Source organism: Clostridium sp. TJA038, from assembly GCF_058310255.1.
Map to the genome: position 1 here is coordinate 76,565 of NZ_JBZEFA010000005.1, position 16,451 is coordinate 93,015.

Annotated in this window: 16 protein-coding genes and 1 riboswitch; of the genes, 13 read left to right on the plus strand and 3 right to left on the minus strand. The window is 27.5% G+C overall.

The annotated features are described in order from the left end of the window. Window positions 1-26: 26 nt before the first annotated feature. From AC4FQV_RS09380 to AC4FQV_RS09430, 11 genes are all read left to right on the plus strand, one after another. Window positions 27-1,529 carry a DUF445 family protein gene (locus AC4FQV_RS09380; protein WP_491165381.1) on the plus strand — a complete coding sequence of 501 codons (1,503 nt, stop codon included), beginning with the start codon at window positions 27-29 and terminating at the stop codon, window positions 1,527-1,529. An 18-nt stretch (window positions 1,530-1,547) separates the two neighbouring features. Beyond that, window positions 1,548-2,318, plus strand: coding sequence for a TatD family hydrolase (locus AC4FQV_RS09385; protein ID WP_491165382.1), 771 nt, complete (start codon window positions 1,548-1,550; stop codon window positions 2,316-2,318). A 242-nt stretch (window positions 2,319-2,560) separates the two neighbouring features. Next, window positions 2,561-3,583, plus strand: a complete 1,023-nt coding sequence (locus AC4FQV_RS09390) for a resuscitation-promoting factor (RefSeq protein ID WP_491165383.1) — start codon at window positions 2,561-2,563, stop codon at window positions 3,581-3,583. Between the two features lie 129 nt (window positions 3,584-3,712). Further along, the gene (gene rnmV / locus AC4FQV_RS09395; protein WP_491165384.1) at window positions 3,713-4,270 is read left to right on the plus strand and encodes a ribonuclease M5; all 558 of its coding nucleotides are present in this window, start codon (window positions 3,713-3,715) and stop codon (window positions 4,268-4,270) included. Window positions 4,271-4,273: 3 nt separating this feature from the next. Continuing rightward, a complete protein-coding gene (gene rsmA, locus AC4FQV_RS09400) occupies window positions 4,274-5,131 on the plus strand; it encodes a 16S rRNA (adenine(1518)-N(6)/adenine(1519)-N(6))-dimethyltransferase RsmA (protein WP_491140007.1) in 858 nt (285 codons plus the stop codon). A gap of 103 nt (window positions 5,132-5,234) precedes the next feature. After that, window positions 5,235-6,548, plus strand: a complete 1,314-nt coding sequence (locus tag AC4FQV_RS09405) for a DUF7922 domain-containing protein (RefSeq protein ID WP_491165385.1) — start codon at window positions 5,235-5,237, stop codon at window positions 6,546-6,548. A gap of 147 nt (window positions 6,549-6,695) precedes the next feature. Then, entirely contained in the window at window positions 6,696-7,256 is a 561-nt protein-coding gene (locus AC4FQV_RS09410; protein ID WP_491140005.1) for a hypothetical protein, read from the plus strand. Between the two features lie 107 nt (window positions 7,257-7,363). Next, window positions 7,364-8,134 carry a prolipoprotein diacylglyceryl transferase gene (locus AC4FQV_RS09415; protein WP_491165386.1) on the plus strand — a complete coding sequence of 257 codons (771 nt, stop codon included), beginning with the start codon at window positions 7,364-7,366 and terminating at the stop codon, window positions 8,132-8,134. After that, window positions 8,124-8,963 carry a YhfM domain-containing protein gene (locus AC4FQV_RS09420; RefSeq protein WP_491140003.1) on the plus strand — a complete coding sequence of 280 codons (840 nt, stop codon included), beginning with the start codon at window positions 8,124-8,126 and terminating at the stop codon, window positions 8,961-8,963. Before AC4FQV_RS09415 ends, AC4FQV_RS09420 begins: the two co-directional genes overlap by 11 nt. Window positions 8,964-8,984: 21 nt before the next feature. Then, window positions 8,985-9,839, plus strand: a complete 855-nt coding sequence (locus AC4FQV_RS09425) for an Mrp/NBP35 family ATP-binding protein (RefSeq protein ID WP_491165387.1) — start codon at window positions 8,985-8,987, stop codon at window positions 9,837-9,839. A 117-nt stretch (window positions 9,840-9,956) separates the two neighbouring features. Next, the gene (locus tag AC4FQV_RS09430) at window positions 9,957-10,145 is read left to right on the plus strand and encodes a ferredoxin (protein ID WP_491140001.1); all 189 of its coding nucleotides are present in this window, start codon (window positions 9,957-9,959) and stop codon (window positions 10,143-10,145) included. A 44-nt stretch (window positions 10,146-10,189) separates the two neighbouring features. On the opposite strand, the gene AC4FQV_RS09435 is transcribed toward AC4FQV_RS09430, so the two are convergent. The 3 genes from AC4FQV_RS09435 to AC4FQV_RS09445 all read right to left on the minus strand — a co-directional run bounded on the left by AC4FQV_RS09435 (window position 10,190) and on the right by AC4FQV_RS09445 (window position 12,760). Further along, complete coding sequence (locus AC4FQV_RS09435; protein WP_491140000.1) at window positions 10,190-10,630, minus strand: PadR family transcriptional regulator; 441 nt, start codon at window positions 10,628-10,630, stop codon at window positions 10,190-10,192. Between the two features lie 2 nt (window positions 10,631-10,632). Further along, entirely contained in the window at window positions 10,633-11,478 is an 846-nt protein-coding gene (locus AC4FQV_RS09440; protein ID WP_491139999.1) for a DegV family protein, read from the minus strand. A 214-nt stretch (window positions 11,479-11,692) separates the two neighbouring features. Beyond that, window positions 11,693-12,760: a DUF3048 domain-containing protein gene (locus tag AC4FQV_RS09445; protein WP_491165388.1), complete on the minus strand. Its 1,068-nt coding sequence runs from the start codon at window positions 12,758-12,760 to the stop codon at window positions 11,693-11,695. A 259-nt stretch (window positions 12,761-13,019) separates the two neighbouring features. Here AC4FQV_RS09445 and AC4FQV_RS09450 point away from each other — a divergent pair, with 259 nt between their 5' ends. Further along, window positions 13,020-15,137: an anaerobic ribonucleoside triphosphate reductase gene (locus tag AC4FQV_RS09450; RefSeq protein ID WP_491165389.1), complete on the plus strand. Its 2,118-nt coding sequence runs from the start codon at window positions 13,020-13,022 to the stop codon at window positions 15,135-15,137. Window positions 15,138-15,248: 111 nt separating this feature from the next. Further along, window positions 15,249-15,348: riboswitch (purine riboswitch) on the plus strand. Window positions 15,349-15,403: 55 nt separating this feature from the next. After that, window positions 15,404-16,399 (plus strand): adenosine deaminase, encoded by a 996-nt coding sequence (add, locus tag AC4FQV_RS09455; protein ID WP_491139996.1) that lies wholly within the window; start codon window positions 15,404-15,406, stop codon window positions 16,397-16,399. Window positions 16,400-16,451: the final 52 nt, after the last annotated feature.

Sequence of the window (16,451 nt, forward strand, 5' to 3'; positions counted from 1 at the left end):
TTTAAGATTGATAGGAGTGAAATTAAATGAAAATTTATATTATAGGAGCTTTGATAGGTGCTGTAATAGGATACATAACAAACTGGCTTGCAATAAAAATGTTATTTAGACCAAGAGAAGCAAAATATATTTTTGGTAAAAAACTACCCTTTACGCCAGGATTAATACCTAAAGAAAAAAGTAGAATAGCAAATAAAGTAGGAGAGACAGTAGGAACTCATTTATTAAATTCAGATAGTTTGAATAAGGCTTTAAAGGATGAGAAGATAAAAGGAAAATTTAATAAAATAGCTAAGGAAAAAATAAAAGAAGTTTTAGATAGTGATAAGTCTTTAGATATTTACTTAAAGGATACTTTAGGTGAAAAAAATTACATAGCTTTAAAAAGTAGTATGGTTGAAAGAATAACTAATACAATTGTAAATTGCATAAAAGAAGATGAATTTAAAGAAAAAATAAGTTTTTATGCTCTAAACTACATAAAAAACATATTAAGTAAGAAACCAGAAGCTATAATTAAATTTATAAATAGTAATAAATTTAGAAATTTAATAGAAAAATCTATTTCTGAGGAAAAAATAAAAGATATTATAAGTAAGGGTATTTTAAAAGAACTTAATAAAATGCAGAAGGAAGATATTACTATAGAAGAAGTTATTCCTGAAAATATTAAGTTATATGTTGAAGAATATATAAAATCTCAAAAAGATACTCTTTGTGATATTATAAAAAATATTTTAAACGATGAAGAAATTTCAAGTAAGATAAAAGGTGCTATAAATGAGAATATTCCATCTATAGTATCTATGTTTTTAAGTGGGGATTTAATTTATGGAAAGTTAGTTTCAATACTTGATAAGGCTTTAAATGAAGAGGAAAATAAAGAATACATATGTGATGCTATTATTGCCTTTTTAAATGAAAGTATGAAGAAAAATGTAGGAGAAGTTTTAGAAAATTTAGGAGAAGAAAAATTACAATCTATTTCAGAGATTTTAGGAGATAAATTATCAAAGAAAATAAATAGAGAAGAAAATATAGACTTAATTATAAGAGAACTAAATAATAAAATTTCCTCATTTAATAGTTATGAAGAAATGGTTAAGCTACTGTCAAATAATTATGAAAATATAATAATTGATAATATAGAGTCAATTATTTATCAGATTGTTAATAAAGAAGAAATTCCATTAGAAATAAGTAAAGTCATAGAAAAGGTATTTGATAAATTTTTACAAAATTCCCCAAGAGACCTATGTTATAATAAACAAAACATAGAAAATAATCTTGTTAGCATTTTAGATAAACTATATGATGACTTTGTTGAGAACAAATCAGCAAAAGTGCTTGAAATTGTAGATATTGCTTCTATAGTTGAAAATCAAATAAATGCTTTTGAAGTAGATTATGCAGAAGAAATAATAATTGGAATAGCTAATAAGGAACTTAGAGCAATAACATGGCTTGGTGCTTTATTAGGGGGAGTTTTAGGAATATTATCTCCTCTACTATCTACAATATATATGTAAAATTCAAAGGAGAAAACTATGAAATATAAAATATTTGATACACATGCTCATTATGATTCAGATAGCTTTGATGAAGATAGAGAAAGTTTAATAGAAGAACTTAAGGAAAAAGGAGTAATTGGAATTTTAAATTGTGGTTCTGACCTTTATGGATTAAGAAAATCTGTAGAACTTTCAAGAAATTTTGATATATTTTATGCAGCAGTTGGAATACATCCAGAAAATGCTGATGAATTTAATGATTCTGTTAAAGAGGAAATAAAAGAATATGTTAAAGAAGAAAAGGTTAAAGCTATAGGTGAAATAGGATTAGACTATTACTGGGAAGAAAATCCAGAGAGAGAGGTTCAAAAAAGAGTATTTAGAGAACAGATGAAACTAGCAGAGGAACTTGATTTACCTGTTGTTATACATGACAGAGATGCTCATAAAGATACTTTAGAAATTATGAAAGAGTTTCCTAAAGTTAGAGGAGTTGTTCATTGTTTTTCAGGTTCTGTAGAGTTTGCAAAGGAATGCATAAAACTAGGATATTATATAGGTTTTACTGGTGTTTTAACATTTAAAAATGCTAAAAAATTAGTTGAAGTTTGTAAAGAGATACCAGTAGATAGAATGTTAGTTGAAACAGATTGTCCTTTCATGGCACCAGTTCCTTTTAGAGGGAAAAGAAATGAATCAGATTATATTGAATATATAATAGATAAGATGAGTGAAATAAGAGGAATTTCTGGAGAGGAAATGAATGAAATTCTATTAAATAATAAAAAATGCTTATTTAAAATTTAATATAGATAATTAAACTAAAGAAAAATAACTGTAATAACATTTAAAGTACACTAATATAATATAGTGTACTTTTTTAAGTAAGAAACAACCTTTATTTTAAGAAATCCCTGTATAATCAGAGGTTATTTATTCATTATAATTTACAACTAAAAGTATAAATTGTAGGAGTCATTAAATTTGACAGACTTAAAAAGCTGATATATAATGTCAAAATGACTCTTGCCTAAAAGGGGGAAGATTATATGAAAAAGATAATTAAGGCATTAAAAGAGAAGGTTGCCTCGAAAAATGGTAAAATTGCATTAGGTGTATTTAGTTTAGTTTTAGCAAGTTTTATAGTAGTTTTAGTTACATCACATAAAAACATAACCATAAATTTAGAGGGGAAAACTTTAGAGGTAAAAACTTTTAAAGGGAGTGTAGGCGAACTTCTAAAAGAGGAAGGAATCGCTTTATCTGAAAAAGATAAAATAGAACCTAAATTAGAGAGTGAAATTTCTGATAATGATATAATAAATATTAAGAGGGCACTTCCTGTTGAAATTATGGTTGATGGAAAAAACATAGTTATAGATTCAGCTGAAGATTCAGTAAAATCTATGTTAGAAAAAGAAGGAATAAAGTTAAATGATTTAGATAAAGTAGAACCTTCTTTAGACTCAGAAATATCAAAGGATTTAAAGGTTGAAATTACAAGAGTTGAGGAAAAAACTATTGTTGAAAAAGAGGCAATAAATTTTGAAACAGTAGTAAAAGAAGATGAGAATTTAGAAAGTGGAGTTAAAAAGACTACACAAGAAGGTTCTTTAGGAGAAAAAGAAATAACTATGAAATTAGTTATGGAAAATGGAAAAGAAGTATCTAGAGAGGTTGTTGAATCTAAGGTTGTAAAAGAACCTGTAGATGAAGTAGTTCTTAAAGGAACTATGGAAAAACTAGTCCTTTCAAGAGGAGAAGATAATATAAATTATAAAAAAGCCATGGTAGTTGAAGCAACTGCTTATTCAGGAGATGGCGTAACTGCAACAGGAACTGTTCCAAGGAGAGATCCTAATGGATTAAGTACTATAGCTGTTGACCCAAGAGTTATACCTTTAGGAACAAAGGTTTATATAGAAGGGTATGGTTATGCAGTAGCTGAAGATACTGGTGGTGCTATAAAGAACAATATAATAGATTTATTTTTAAATTCATCCTCTGAATGTAAAGCATGGGGAAGAAGAAATGTAAATCTTTATATAGTAGCATATCCTGGTGAATGGTAATTTTAATAGAGGGATAGAGAGTAATTCTTTTATCCCTCTATTTCTTTTTTATTAAAGGGTTTATTGACAGTTAAATGAGATATAGGTAAATTAGATATAGTACATATAATAAGAAAGGGAGTTTTGACCTTGATTAAAGAAGTTATAGTAGTTGAAGGTAGAGATGATATAACAGCTGTTAAAAAAGCTATAGATGCTGAAATAATAGCTGTAGGTGGATTCGGAATAAATGCAAAAGTTATAGAGAGAATAAAAGAAGCTCAAAAAAGAAAAGGTGTTATTGTATTTACAGACCCAGATTTTGCTGGAGAAAAAATAAGATCAATAATATCAAAGAGAGTTAAAGGCGTTAAACATGCTTACATAGGAAGAACTGAGGGAACGAGAGCTAAAGATGGAAATATAGGCGTAGAAAATGCATCACCAGAGGCTATAATTAGAGCTTTAGAAAATGCAAAAATAACTTTAGAAGAAAAAAGAGAAGAGTTTACAATACAAGATTTAATATATTTTGGTCTGTCAGCAGATCCAAAGGCTAAAATTAGAAGAGAGTTGCTTGGTAAAGAATTAAGAATCGGTTATGGAAATGCAAACCAAGTACTTTCAAGATTAAATAACTATGGTATAACAAAGGAAGAGTTTGTTAAAGCTATAGAAAAGATAGAAAAGAATATGGTAGGAGAGTAGTTAATGGATATAAATGAAATAAAAGATATAAAGACAAAGGAACTTGTTCAGAAGTATAATTTTAGATTTTCAAAAAGCTTAGGACAAAACTTTTTAATTGATGATTCTGTTCCAAGAGATATAGTAAATGGAGCAGAGGTGTGTGAAGAAGATTTAGTAATTGAAATAGGACCTGGAGTTGGTACTCTTACTGCTCAATTGCTTAAAAGAGCAAAGAGAGTTGTAGCTATTGAATTAGATAGTTCACTTATTCCAATATTAACAGAGGAACTTGGAGACAATCCAAAGTTTCAATTAATACATAATGATGCTTTAAAGGTTGATTTCAATGAAATTATAGGTGATGAAAAAAGTGTTAAACTAGTTGCAAACTTACCTTATTATGTAACAACTCCTATAATAGTTAATCTATTAAAAGGAGGATATAACTTTAAATCCTTAACTATAATGATACAAAAAGAAGTTGCTGAGAGAATGAATGCTGAACCAAATTGTAAAGATTATGGAGCTTTATCTATTTTAGTTCAATATTACTGTAATACTAAAATAGTTAGAAAGGTTCCACCTTCATGTTTCATACCAAGACCAAAGGTGGATTCTATAGTTATAAGATTAGAAAGATTAGAAGAACCTAGTGTTAAAGTAAAGAATGAAAAATTATTTTTTGAAATTGTTAGACACGCTTTTAATATGAGAAGAAAAACACTATGGAATGCAACTAAAAATGTAAAACTTCCTAAGGAATTAATGGAAAAAGCTTATGAAGAAGCTAATATAGACCCTAAAAGAAGAGGAGAAACTTTAAGCTTAGCAGAGTTCGGTGCTCTTTCTGATTCTATAGATAAATATATGAATAATTAGAAGATTTTTAGAGAATAAGAATTTTAAAATTTTTATTCTCTTTTTTTTTATTTCTTCATATACTGTAGAGAATAAAATTTTTAAAATTGGAGGGACCAGAGAATTGGCACATATTAAATATAGAACTTTTATAATATTACAAGAAGATGAAAAGGGGCACTCTATATCAAAAGACAAGCCTTTAACTGGATATGCCAAAATAGAAAATAAAAATGATAAATGTAAGGTTTCTTTTTATGCTCAAAATTTAAAGAAAGAATATAAAGATTGCTATGTAATGCTTATTTGTAATAAAAAAGATTTTAAGAAAGTTATAAATCTTGGTCCAATGAACATAAATAAACTAGGAAAGGCTGAAAAATATTTAGAATATGACTCTGTTAACATAGGCGATTTAAAGGTGTCCTGTGAAGAAATAGTTGGAACAGCTATAGGTAAAAATATAGATGGAAAAATGACATTCTTTATGTGTGGATTTTTAAGTAATCAAATACCAAAGGATAATTGGAAGAATTATGAGGTTATTTCTTTAGAAGGAAAAGAAAAATTTAGTAAAGAAAAAGATAATTCTTTAAAGAGTAGTGAGGATAAAAATAAGGATAATTATAAAGAATATTTAAAAGAAAAGGAAAAAGAATATATAAAAAAAGAAGAGGAGAGTAAGAAGAAAAAGGAAGATAAGAAGGATAAGGAAAATGAAGTAGAAGAAGTTGAAATTAAAAAGGAAAATAATAAGGAAGTGGAATTAAAAGATAATAACAAAGAAAAAGATGAAAAAGGATTTAAGGAGTACTATAAGGAAAAGTGTAATTTTGATAGTGCTTTAGATTATAAGTCTAAAATTGAGGAATGTGATAAATTCTTAAGTAAAGAAGATTTAAACAAAGAAGAGTATCCTTATGAAAATGAGCGTTATGAAATGGGTAAAAAATTCTCAGATTATGAAAATCAAATAGAGGATATGAAGAGAGATAAATATGAAGAGGAAGAGTATGAAGTTAACTTTGATTGTCCTATAGGTGAGATATTAAGGGGAGCTTTACATGATTGTGAAAAGATTTCTGACTTTTCAAAGGATATAAAAAGATGCAATTGGTATAAGATTAATATAGATAATTTTGATGATATGTGTAATATGTCAAATTATAATAAGTACACAATGCTTTATTATCCTATGATAAATTATTATCCTTATATAGCAAAGGAAGGACATTTCTTCTTTGGTGTTAAATGTGATAAGGATAATAATATAAAATATATGCTATATGCTATACCTGGTAATAAAGAGAGAGAGGAACAACCATATGGTGGAAGAACTGGCTTTGTTACTTGGGATAACTATGAGGCAAATAATAAAGGATACTGGATAATGTTTTATGATTTTGAAAATTCAACAGTAGTTATACCTATGAAATAATAAATAAAAAAACTGTTTGTAAAGATTAATTTTCTTTATAAACAGTTTTTTTATATTTTAAATTTATTCTTATGTTTAGTAATTTTTACTTTGTTTTTGAATATATTTAATTAGAGACTTTCTTAAATAGAGAAAAGAGGTGATTTTTTGAATAAAAAACAGTTAAGTATAACATTGATGCTTATTTTGTTAATGGTTATATTGGTTACTGGAGAAAAGATGTTTAATGGAAATATTAAAAAGGTTGTTTTTACAAATAATAATATAGAAGAATTAGTTACTTATAACGCTTTAGATGGTGTTTTAAGTTATAAGCTTCCAGATAGTTGGGATGTTGAAGAAAAGAAATATCCAGGGAATTATATAATTTATGATAATAGTTTTATAAGTGATTCTATGGGACTTTTAGGATATGTTCAAATAATAAATTCAGATAAATCCTTAGAGGATTTAATTGAAAAAGAAAAATCAAATATAAATTTTAATCTTATTACAGATTATAAAATTTCAGAAGAAGACAATGGAGTAAAAAAGGTTATATTTAAGGAAAAAAATGATGAAGGAGCTACTTATCTTAACACTATTTATTACAAAAAAATAAAAGAAGGTAAAGTAATTAAGGTACTTTTTAGTTCTATGGAAGGAAAAGAAAAAGAAGATTATTCAGTTATATATAAATCTATAATAGATAGTATAGAACATGATTAAGAGAAAATTTGATTTGCTTTAACATAAGTATTATAATTAAATTTAAAAGAGAAGCATAAAAAATATGCTTCTCTTTTAAATTTAAAAAATAAATATTGGAGGAGTTTATGAGAATTGTTTTAGGGGAAATCTTTGGTTTTAAGATTTATAGCTATGGATTTATGATAGGATTAGGCATAATCTGTGCTACAATATTATTCTTAAAAAAAGGGGCTCAAAGAGGTTACAATGAAGATAAGCTTTTTAATTCTACTATTATAACAGTTATAGCAGGAGTATTAGGAGGAAAGATACTTTATTTAATAACTGATTTTAAAACTGTTATGCAAGATCCAAGTTTGATTTTTAGAGATTTTGGTAATGGATTTGTGATTTATGGGGCTATTATAGGTGGAGCTTTAGGTGTTGTTTTCTGTTGCTTAAGAAACAAATGGAGTGTATTAGAGTTAGCAGATTTAGCAGTTCCTGGCTTAGCTATAGCTCAAGGATTTGGTAGAATTGGTTGTTTACTTGCAGGGTGTTGTTATGGAGCTGAAACAAGTAGTAAAATGGGAATTGTATTTCCAGAGGGTTCTTTAGCACCAGCAGGAATACCTTTATATCCAACACAAGTTTTTTCATCAATTTTTGATTTTGCTTTAGGGTTGTTTTTACTATGGTATGGAAGTAAACACAAAGAAAAGGGAAAGACTACAAGTCTTTATATGATAATATATAGTATAGGTAGATTTTTTGTAGAATTTTTAAGAAATGACCCTAGAGGAAGTGTAGGTATTTTATCTACATCTCAATTTATATCAATATTTATATTAATAGGTGGAATATTACTATATAATATAAGTAAATTCAAAGGGAGAAAAGTAACAAGTGAAAAATAGGAAAGTTATTCTAGTAGTACTTTGTTTAATAATAGGAATAGGTATTGTTGGATACTTAGCTAAAAATATAGGTGCAAAATTTATTGGAAATAATAACAATAATTTTGAATATATAAAGGACAATAAAGTTGATAAGATAGTTATTCAAAGTACAAGAGATTCAGGTTTTAGATTTTTAGTAAAAGAAAAATCGGTAATAGATAACATATACAATATGCTATCTAAAGCTGAAGTGGTTAGTAAGAAAACTGACTTACCTCCAGATTATATTTTTGAAATTCATGTTGGTGATGAAGTAAAGAAATTTTACTACGTAACAGGAGTTAAGAGTAATGGAGAGGGAAATTTTTATGATGATGAGAATTTTTATAGAATTTCTAAAAGGTTAGATAACTATTTAATGCAAAATATGCAAGCTATAAGAAAACCTAGAGCTTTTGATGAGATATATTATGATTCAATCCTTGAAGTAATAAAAAAAGAAAAGGATGAACTTAATAAAGATAATGCTAAAGTCGGAATAGATATACTTGTTGATAGAGATTGTACAAAGTACATGTTATCATCAGATATTGAAAATTTTGAAAAACAAGTGAAAAAAATAGTTCCAAATTCTTCAATAATGAACCACAATAGAGATGACTTTGATATAATAGTTACTGTAAGAAATTATGGTTACACATCTACTCAATTTAGAACTATAGTAACCATTGAAAACAGAATAACTCATTCAGAGAAAAAGTTCTATGTAGACGGAGTTTATAAAAACTCTTGGGATATAAATGTTTATGACAGTTGGAAAGATGTTGAAAAGGAATGGGATAGATAAACAGAATGGAGGATTTTTCTTATGGGAAGTTGTGCAAGTTGTGCAAATAAAGACAAATGTAGTTCAGCTAGTAAAAATGGAGGATGTAGTTCTTCAGTACCAGCAAAATTAGGAACTAACTATGGAAATATTAAAAATGTTATAGGTGTTATAAGTGGTAAAGGTGGAGTTGGTAAATCAACTGTTACTGGGATATTAGCAACTCAATTAGCTAAAAAAGGATATAAAGTTGGAGTTTTAGATGCTGATATAACAGGACCATCAATGCCAAGATTCTTTGGAATAAATGAAAAAAGAGCAGATATAGTTGCTATGGATAAAGAGGGAACACAAGTTAAATTTATCCCTGTTAAAACTAAATTAGGTATTAAGGTAATATCTATGAACTTACTTATGGAAGTTGAAGATGACCCAGTTATATGGAGAGGTCCAATGGTTACTGGAGTTTTAAATCAAATGTTTAAAGATACTGAGTGGGAAGAATTAGATTATTTATTAATCGATATGCCACCAGGAACTAGTGATATTACTTTAACAGTAATGCAAACATTCCCTATAAAGGAATTAATAATAGTTTCAACACCACAAGATATGGTATCTATGATAGTTAAGAAATTAGTTACTATGGCACATAAAATGAATGTAGATGTAAGGGGTGTAGTTGAAAACATGGCTTACATTGAATGTGAATGTGGTAAAAAGATGAAAGTATTTAGTAAAAAATCTTCAGAGGAGCATGCTGAGTATTTAGGATTACCTCTAATAGGAGAGTTACCAATAAACTTAGACTTAACAGAAGCCTTAGAAAATGGTAATGCAGAAGAATATGTAGCTGAAAATCCATTATATTCTTTAATTTTTGAAGGTTTATATTAATAAGATAAAAGAAGCAAAAGAAATAACTTTTGCTTCTTTTTTTATTTTATATTGTAATATAAATTAAATTTTAGGGAATAATAATATTGTTAATACAAATTTTAAGGAGGAAAAATAATGAAAGCTAATGTAGATAAAGATACATGCATTGGATGTGGATTATGTCCAACAATTGCACCAGAAGTTTTTGATATGGATGATGACGGAAAGGCTCATGCAATTGTTGATGAAGTTCCTGAAAATAGTAAAGAAGCTGCTAAAGAAGCAGAAGAAAGTTGTCCTGTTGCAGCTATATCTGTTGAATAATATTAAAAAAAGATTCTAAAGGAAAATATCCTTTAGAATCTTTTTTAATTATAGAGTTGAGAATATATTATTTCAAAAACCTCAAGAGCTTCTTTAATCTTAGGTTTTAATAAATATTTTTTTTCTTCAAACTCTTTAAAGCCTTCCTCTGTCAAAGAATAAACTTTTTGTGTTTTTTTTACAGGGTCATCCCATGAACCTCTTATAAAACCTTGCTTTTCTAATTTCTTTAGTAAAGGATAAATTCCTCCTGTACTTGGAAACCAAAGACCGTGAGTTTGTTCACCAATTTTTTGAGCTAAATCATTTCCGTTAGTAGGATTAATGCTTAAAATATATAAAGCATATATAGGAAGTAAACCTTTGGTGAAAACTTGTCCTACAGCATCTTTTTCCTTTTGAACTTTTTTTAAATTAGCAATTTGTTTTTTATATTCATTATAAAGACGTTTTTCTTCAGCTTTAATAAACTCATCATCATACATAGTTAAATTTCCTTTTGAATTGAAACTCCAACCATTCCAGGACCAGCATGAACTCCCATAGCTGCTCCGATATCTCTTAATTGCGCATTTAATAAGTTAGGATGTGAACTAATAGAATCAAGTATTTGTTTAGCTTCTTCCTGTGCCATACCATTTAGTATAGCTACGCTACATTTACTTTTATCAAGATGTTCTAAAATTATACTTGTAAGTTTTTTAAGAGATTGCTTTCTACCTCTTGCCTTAGCCACAGTAGCATAAGCCCCATCTTCATCTACTGATATTATAGGTTTTAAATTAAGCAAATCTCCAACAGTACCAGCCACTTTACCAATTCTTCCACCTCTTCTTAAATATTCTAAGGTGCTAAGAGTGTAGTATCCTGTAGTAGATTCTCTTATTTCCTTAAGATTTTCAACAATGTCATAGAAGGTTGCACCTTCATTAAGAAGTTCACAAGCTTTTATAACTATTGAACCTAAAGGATAACCGATTATTTTACTATCATATAAGTAGGATTCAAAAGCACTACGTTCTTCAATAACAAGTCTAGCTGCATTAAAGGTACCAGATAGTGAACTTGAAATAAAAATACCTATTATATGAGTATAACCTTCTTTTTCTAGCTCATCTAAAAGTGAATTTACATAGTCAGGACTACAAAGAGAAGTTGTTGGAACTTCTTTGTGTAAATTTTCATAAACATCATTTGGTTTTATGTCAAAAATATCGTTATATTCTCTGTCTTTATATATTATTTTTAATGGTAATATATTTAATTTGTAATTTGTAATTTCATCTATAGTTAAGTCGCAAGAGCTGTCAGTTATTATAGCGATTTTTTGCATTTATATTATGCCCCCAATCTATTTATACTTAATTCTTAATAAGTAAATGTTTATATATATAACTAGAAATTAGTTATCTTTATTTGCATTATATATCAATACTGATATCATTATCAATATTGATAATAGTACAAAGAAAGAACAATCTGTTAACAATATATAAAAATTAAGAGTTTTTAAAGAAAACGGTTTACTTATAAACTTAATATTAGGTTTACTTAAAAATTATATTAGAATTTTTATCTACAATATTCCAAATAGTATTTCCTCTAGATAAATAAATTATTTCTCCATTTTGGTTTTTTAATATGGTTTTACTTTCAGGAGATTTTTTCTCCCAAGTTATATTTTCAACTCTTCCATTAGAAATAACATATCCCTTTCCACTTCCATTTAAGTTTACATTTATATGTATATTATCTTTTTGAAGAGACATATCTGTTATTTGTATTACAATATTTTTAAATTTTAGTGGGGCATTGTTATTTTTATCTATTGATAATTCTTCATCCATATATTTTTCGTAAAAGCCATCTACATATTTATAAGAGGTTTTATAGTAATCACTTAAATTTAATATAATTTCAGAAGCGTATTTAGAAGAAGTTAAAAGTGCATTATCTTTGAATTTTAATAAGTTATCTTTGGAGTAATTAAGGTTTTTATTTAGAATAAATTTTCTTATGTTATCAGAGGAAGTGTATAGGTTATGGGGAGCTTTTCTAGTTTTATCTCTCCAAAAAGCAGAGCCATTTTTGATTTCGTTTATGCTATTTAAGGATTCGTTTTTTGATATTTCATCTAATGCTTCAAAACTACCTCCACAATGAGCAAAAGGAAGATTATATTCTTTAGCAATTTCTAAAAAATAAGGTCTAACACTTCTTACAGGACCTATGACTTTAGGAGAATTTTCAAAAAATATTGCTAAAAATCTAGGTATTCCTGCTTCTGCCATTGTTTCATATATAATATCTGCTTCAGATAAACCACTTTGAGGTCTTGATTCTTTAGAATTTTCAACTATACACATAAAGGGTATTTCATTTAATTGTGATTCTTTTAAGATATTTCCTGTGTAGGGGTTAAAGGTTTTTAGAGATACTTCGTTTTCGTAATTAATATCTTCAATAGAATTTTTATTTGTTAAGAGTTTTGGGTTTAGATTTTTCAAAGCCTCTGTATTTTTATAGACTTTTGTAGGCATAATTAAATTTCCAAAAACTATACCAAAAATTATACTAAGTATTATTTCTGATACAATAATTAAGGTCTTTTTCATGTATAATCCTCCATTTCATTATTTTTCATAAATTTATTATGTTACATAATATGGAATATTATTCATCTTATGGGCATGAAAATAATAACATTTTGTTAATGTCAACTAAAGAAAAAATGAATATATGCTAAGAAAAAGAAGGAAAGAGGGAGATAACAAGTATTATTTTTGTTATAAGTATCTTTTGAAATTAGCATAAGTATTAATAGTAGAGTATAATTGTTCAAGTACAAGATATAGTGGAGTGGAGGAATTGAAAATGCTACATGTTGTGAAAAGGGACGGTAGAGAATCAAGATTTAATGCGGATAAAATAGCAAATGCAATAAAGAGAGCAGCTAATGAGGTTGGTATTGCAGTAAGGGAAAGCCAAGTTTTAGATACTATACAAAAGGTAATTAATTATATTGAGATGTCAGGAAAAACAAAGGTAACTGTTGAGGAAATTCAAGTTTTAGTAGAAAAGGCTTTAGTGGATAATGGTTTTAACCAAGTAGCAACAGCATATAAGGCATATAGAACTGAAAGAACCAAGGTTAGAGAGATAAAATCAGATTTAATGAAAGCTATAAGTAAAATCGGAGTAGAAACAGATAGAGATAATGCAAATGTAGGAAATAACTTCTCATCAAAACTTTTAAGAATAGCTTCTGAGTCTAACAAATGGTATAACTTAGCTACTATGCCTAAGGAATTAGCAAAGGCTCATGAAAATGGAGATGTGTATTATCATGATTTAGATAGTTATAATTTAACTACTAATTGCTTACACATACCAACAGGAGAGCTTTTACAAAGTGGATTTAATACAGGATACGGAACTATTAATGCACCAAGAAGAATAGAAACAGCAGCTGAATTATCATGTATTTTATTACAATCAACTCAAAATGATATGTTTGGAGGACAATCACATCCAGACTTTGATAATGATATGAGTGTTTTTGTAGAACCTACAAGACAAGAAATAAAAGAAGAATATATAGCTTTAGGTTTAGAAGGCTCTAAGTTAGATGAACTAGTAGAGAAAAAGTTAAGAGAGAGAATACATCAAGCAATGCAAGGAGTTGTGTATAATTTAAATACTATGCACTCAAGAGCAGGTTCACAGGTTCCTTTTAGTTCATTAAACTTAGGTATTCCTTATAATAAAGATGCTGCCTTAGTTTGTGAAATATTTTTACTTGAATATGAAAAAGGATTAGGTAAAGGAGAACAACCAATTTTCCCTAATATAATATTTAGAGTAAAAGAAGGTGTAAATAGAGAAGTAGAGGATCCATATTTTTATTTATATAAATTAGCTTGTAGAGTAGCAGCTAAAAGAATGAATCCAACTTTCATGAATATCGATGCGGACTTTAATAAAGAATTTTATGATAAAGGATATATGCCAGCTACTATGGGATGTAGAACTTATCTTATGAAAAATGTTAATGGAGAGCCAGGTTGTAAGGGTAGAGGTAATATTGCTCCTACTACTATAAATCTTCCTAGACTTGGAATATTAGCAAAGAGAGATATTGATAAATTTTTTGAATTATTAGATGATAGATTAAGAATAGTTAAAGAATCTTTAATGCATAGATATGGTGTTCTTAAAAATTTAAAGGTTAAAGACTTACCTTTTGTTGCAGGGCAAGGGCTTATGAGAGGTTCTGAAAACTTAGGACCAGATGATTCAATAGAACCAATTTTAAAACAAGGTACTTGGGGAATTGGATTTATAGGTCTTGCAGAAACTTTAATAGCATTAACAGGCAAGCATCATGGTGAAGATGAATTTTCAAGAGAGCTAGGAATAAAAATAGTTGAAAGAATAAGAGAATACTGCGACATTTTAACTGATGAAACTAAACTAAATTGGAGTTGCTATGCAACACCAGCTGAAGGGTTATCAGGTAAATTTATAAAACAAGATAAGAAAGCTTTTGGAATAATTAGCGGTGTAACAGATAAAGATTACTATACAAATAGTTATCATGTTCCTGTATATTGTCCTATATCAATAAAAAATAAAATTGATATAGAAGCACCTTATCATAAATTATGTAATGGTGGACATATAAGTTATATAGAAGTTGATGATTGTCCAAATGAAGAAACTATAATGAAAATAATAAATTATGCTTATAAAGAAACTAATATAAGTTATATGGGAATTAATTTTCATATAAGATATTGTAAAAATTGTGGAACATACCTTCACAATAATGAATGTAAGTGTAATAAGTGTGGAAGCCAAGATATACAAGGAATATCAAGAGTTACAGGATATTTAAGTCTTGATGAAAGATTTGGCCCTGGAAAATATGAGGAAAGAGAAGAAAGACGTTCTCATTTAGAAGGGAATAAAAAGGCTTATCATTATGTTTAGCTTATAAATTCTACTTAAGTTTTATATAGAATATGCAATATATTATAAATATATTGCATATTTTTTATTTTAATAAAATAATTATATTGACTATAATTTTTTATATGGTAAAATATAAAAATAATTTTGCTTCGTATAACTCTAAGAATAGGGCTTAGAGGTTTCTACCAAGAACCGAGAATTCTTGATTACGAAGAGAGCTTTTGCTTTCTTCGTAATCAAGAATTTTTTTTATAAATAAAGTTGAAATAAGGGAGGATATATTAATGGACTTAATTAATTTACCAAAAATTGAACTACATTGTCATTTAGATGGTTCAATAAGAGTAGATACAGCCATTGCATTAGCGAAAGAAGAAGGAATTGAATTAGAAAGTTATGATTATGAGAGTTTTAAGGGATATTTATCTGTTAATGAAGAATGCTCTTCTTTAGCTGAATATCTTAAAAAATTTGATATTCCCATAAAGATATTGCAAAAATCTAAAAACTTAGAAAGAGTTGCCTTTGAACTTATGGAGGATGCTAGTAAAGAAAATATAAAATATATAGAAATAAGATTTGCACCTTTACTTCACATTAGGCAAGGATTAAGTCAAAAAGAAGTAATAGAGAGTATTTTAAGAGGTATTAAAAAAGCAGAAGAAATTTATGACATAAAGGGAAATTTAATTTTATCTTGTTTAAGACATCATTCTATTGATAGTGTTTATGAGGTTATTAATGCTGGAAAAGATTTTTTAGATAAAGGTGTGGTTGCTATAGATTTAGCAGGTTGTGAGATTGAAGATTTTGTTAAGCCTTATGAGAAGGCTATAAATTTTGCTAGAAGTTTAGGATATAGAGTTACTATACATGCAGGAGAAACTGGTTTTGGGAAAAATGTAAGAGATGCTATTGAGATTTTAAAGGCAGAAAGAATAGGACATGGTTTATTTATTTTTAATGATGCAGAGGCTTATAAATTAGTAAAAGAAAAAGGAATAGTATTAGAGATGTGTCCAAAGAGCAATATTGACACAAAAGGAGTTGAAAGTTATTCACAACATCCTTTTTATAATTATCATAAAGATGATATAAAGCTTAATTTAAGCACAGATAATAGAACAGTATCAGACATTACTCTTTTAGAAGAATATAATAATTTACATAAAACTTTTAAAATGAACTTAGAAGATTATAAAAAAATTTATTTAAATAGTATTGAGGCTTCTTTTTGTAATGAGGATATAAAAAGAAAGTTAAGAACATATATAAATTAAAAAAACAATCCACAGGAAATAAAAAATTATTTGCCTGTGGATTATTTTTTTA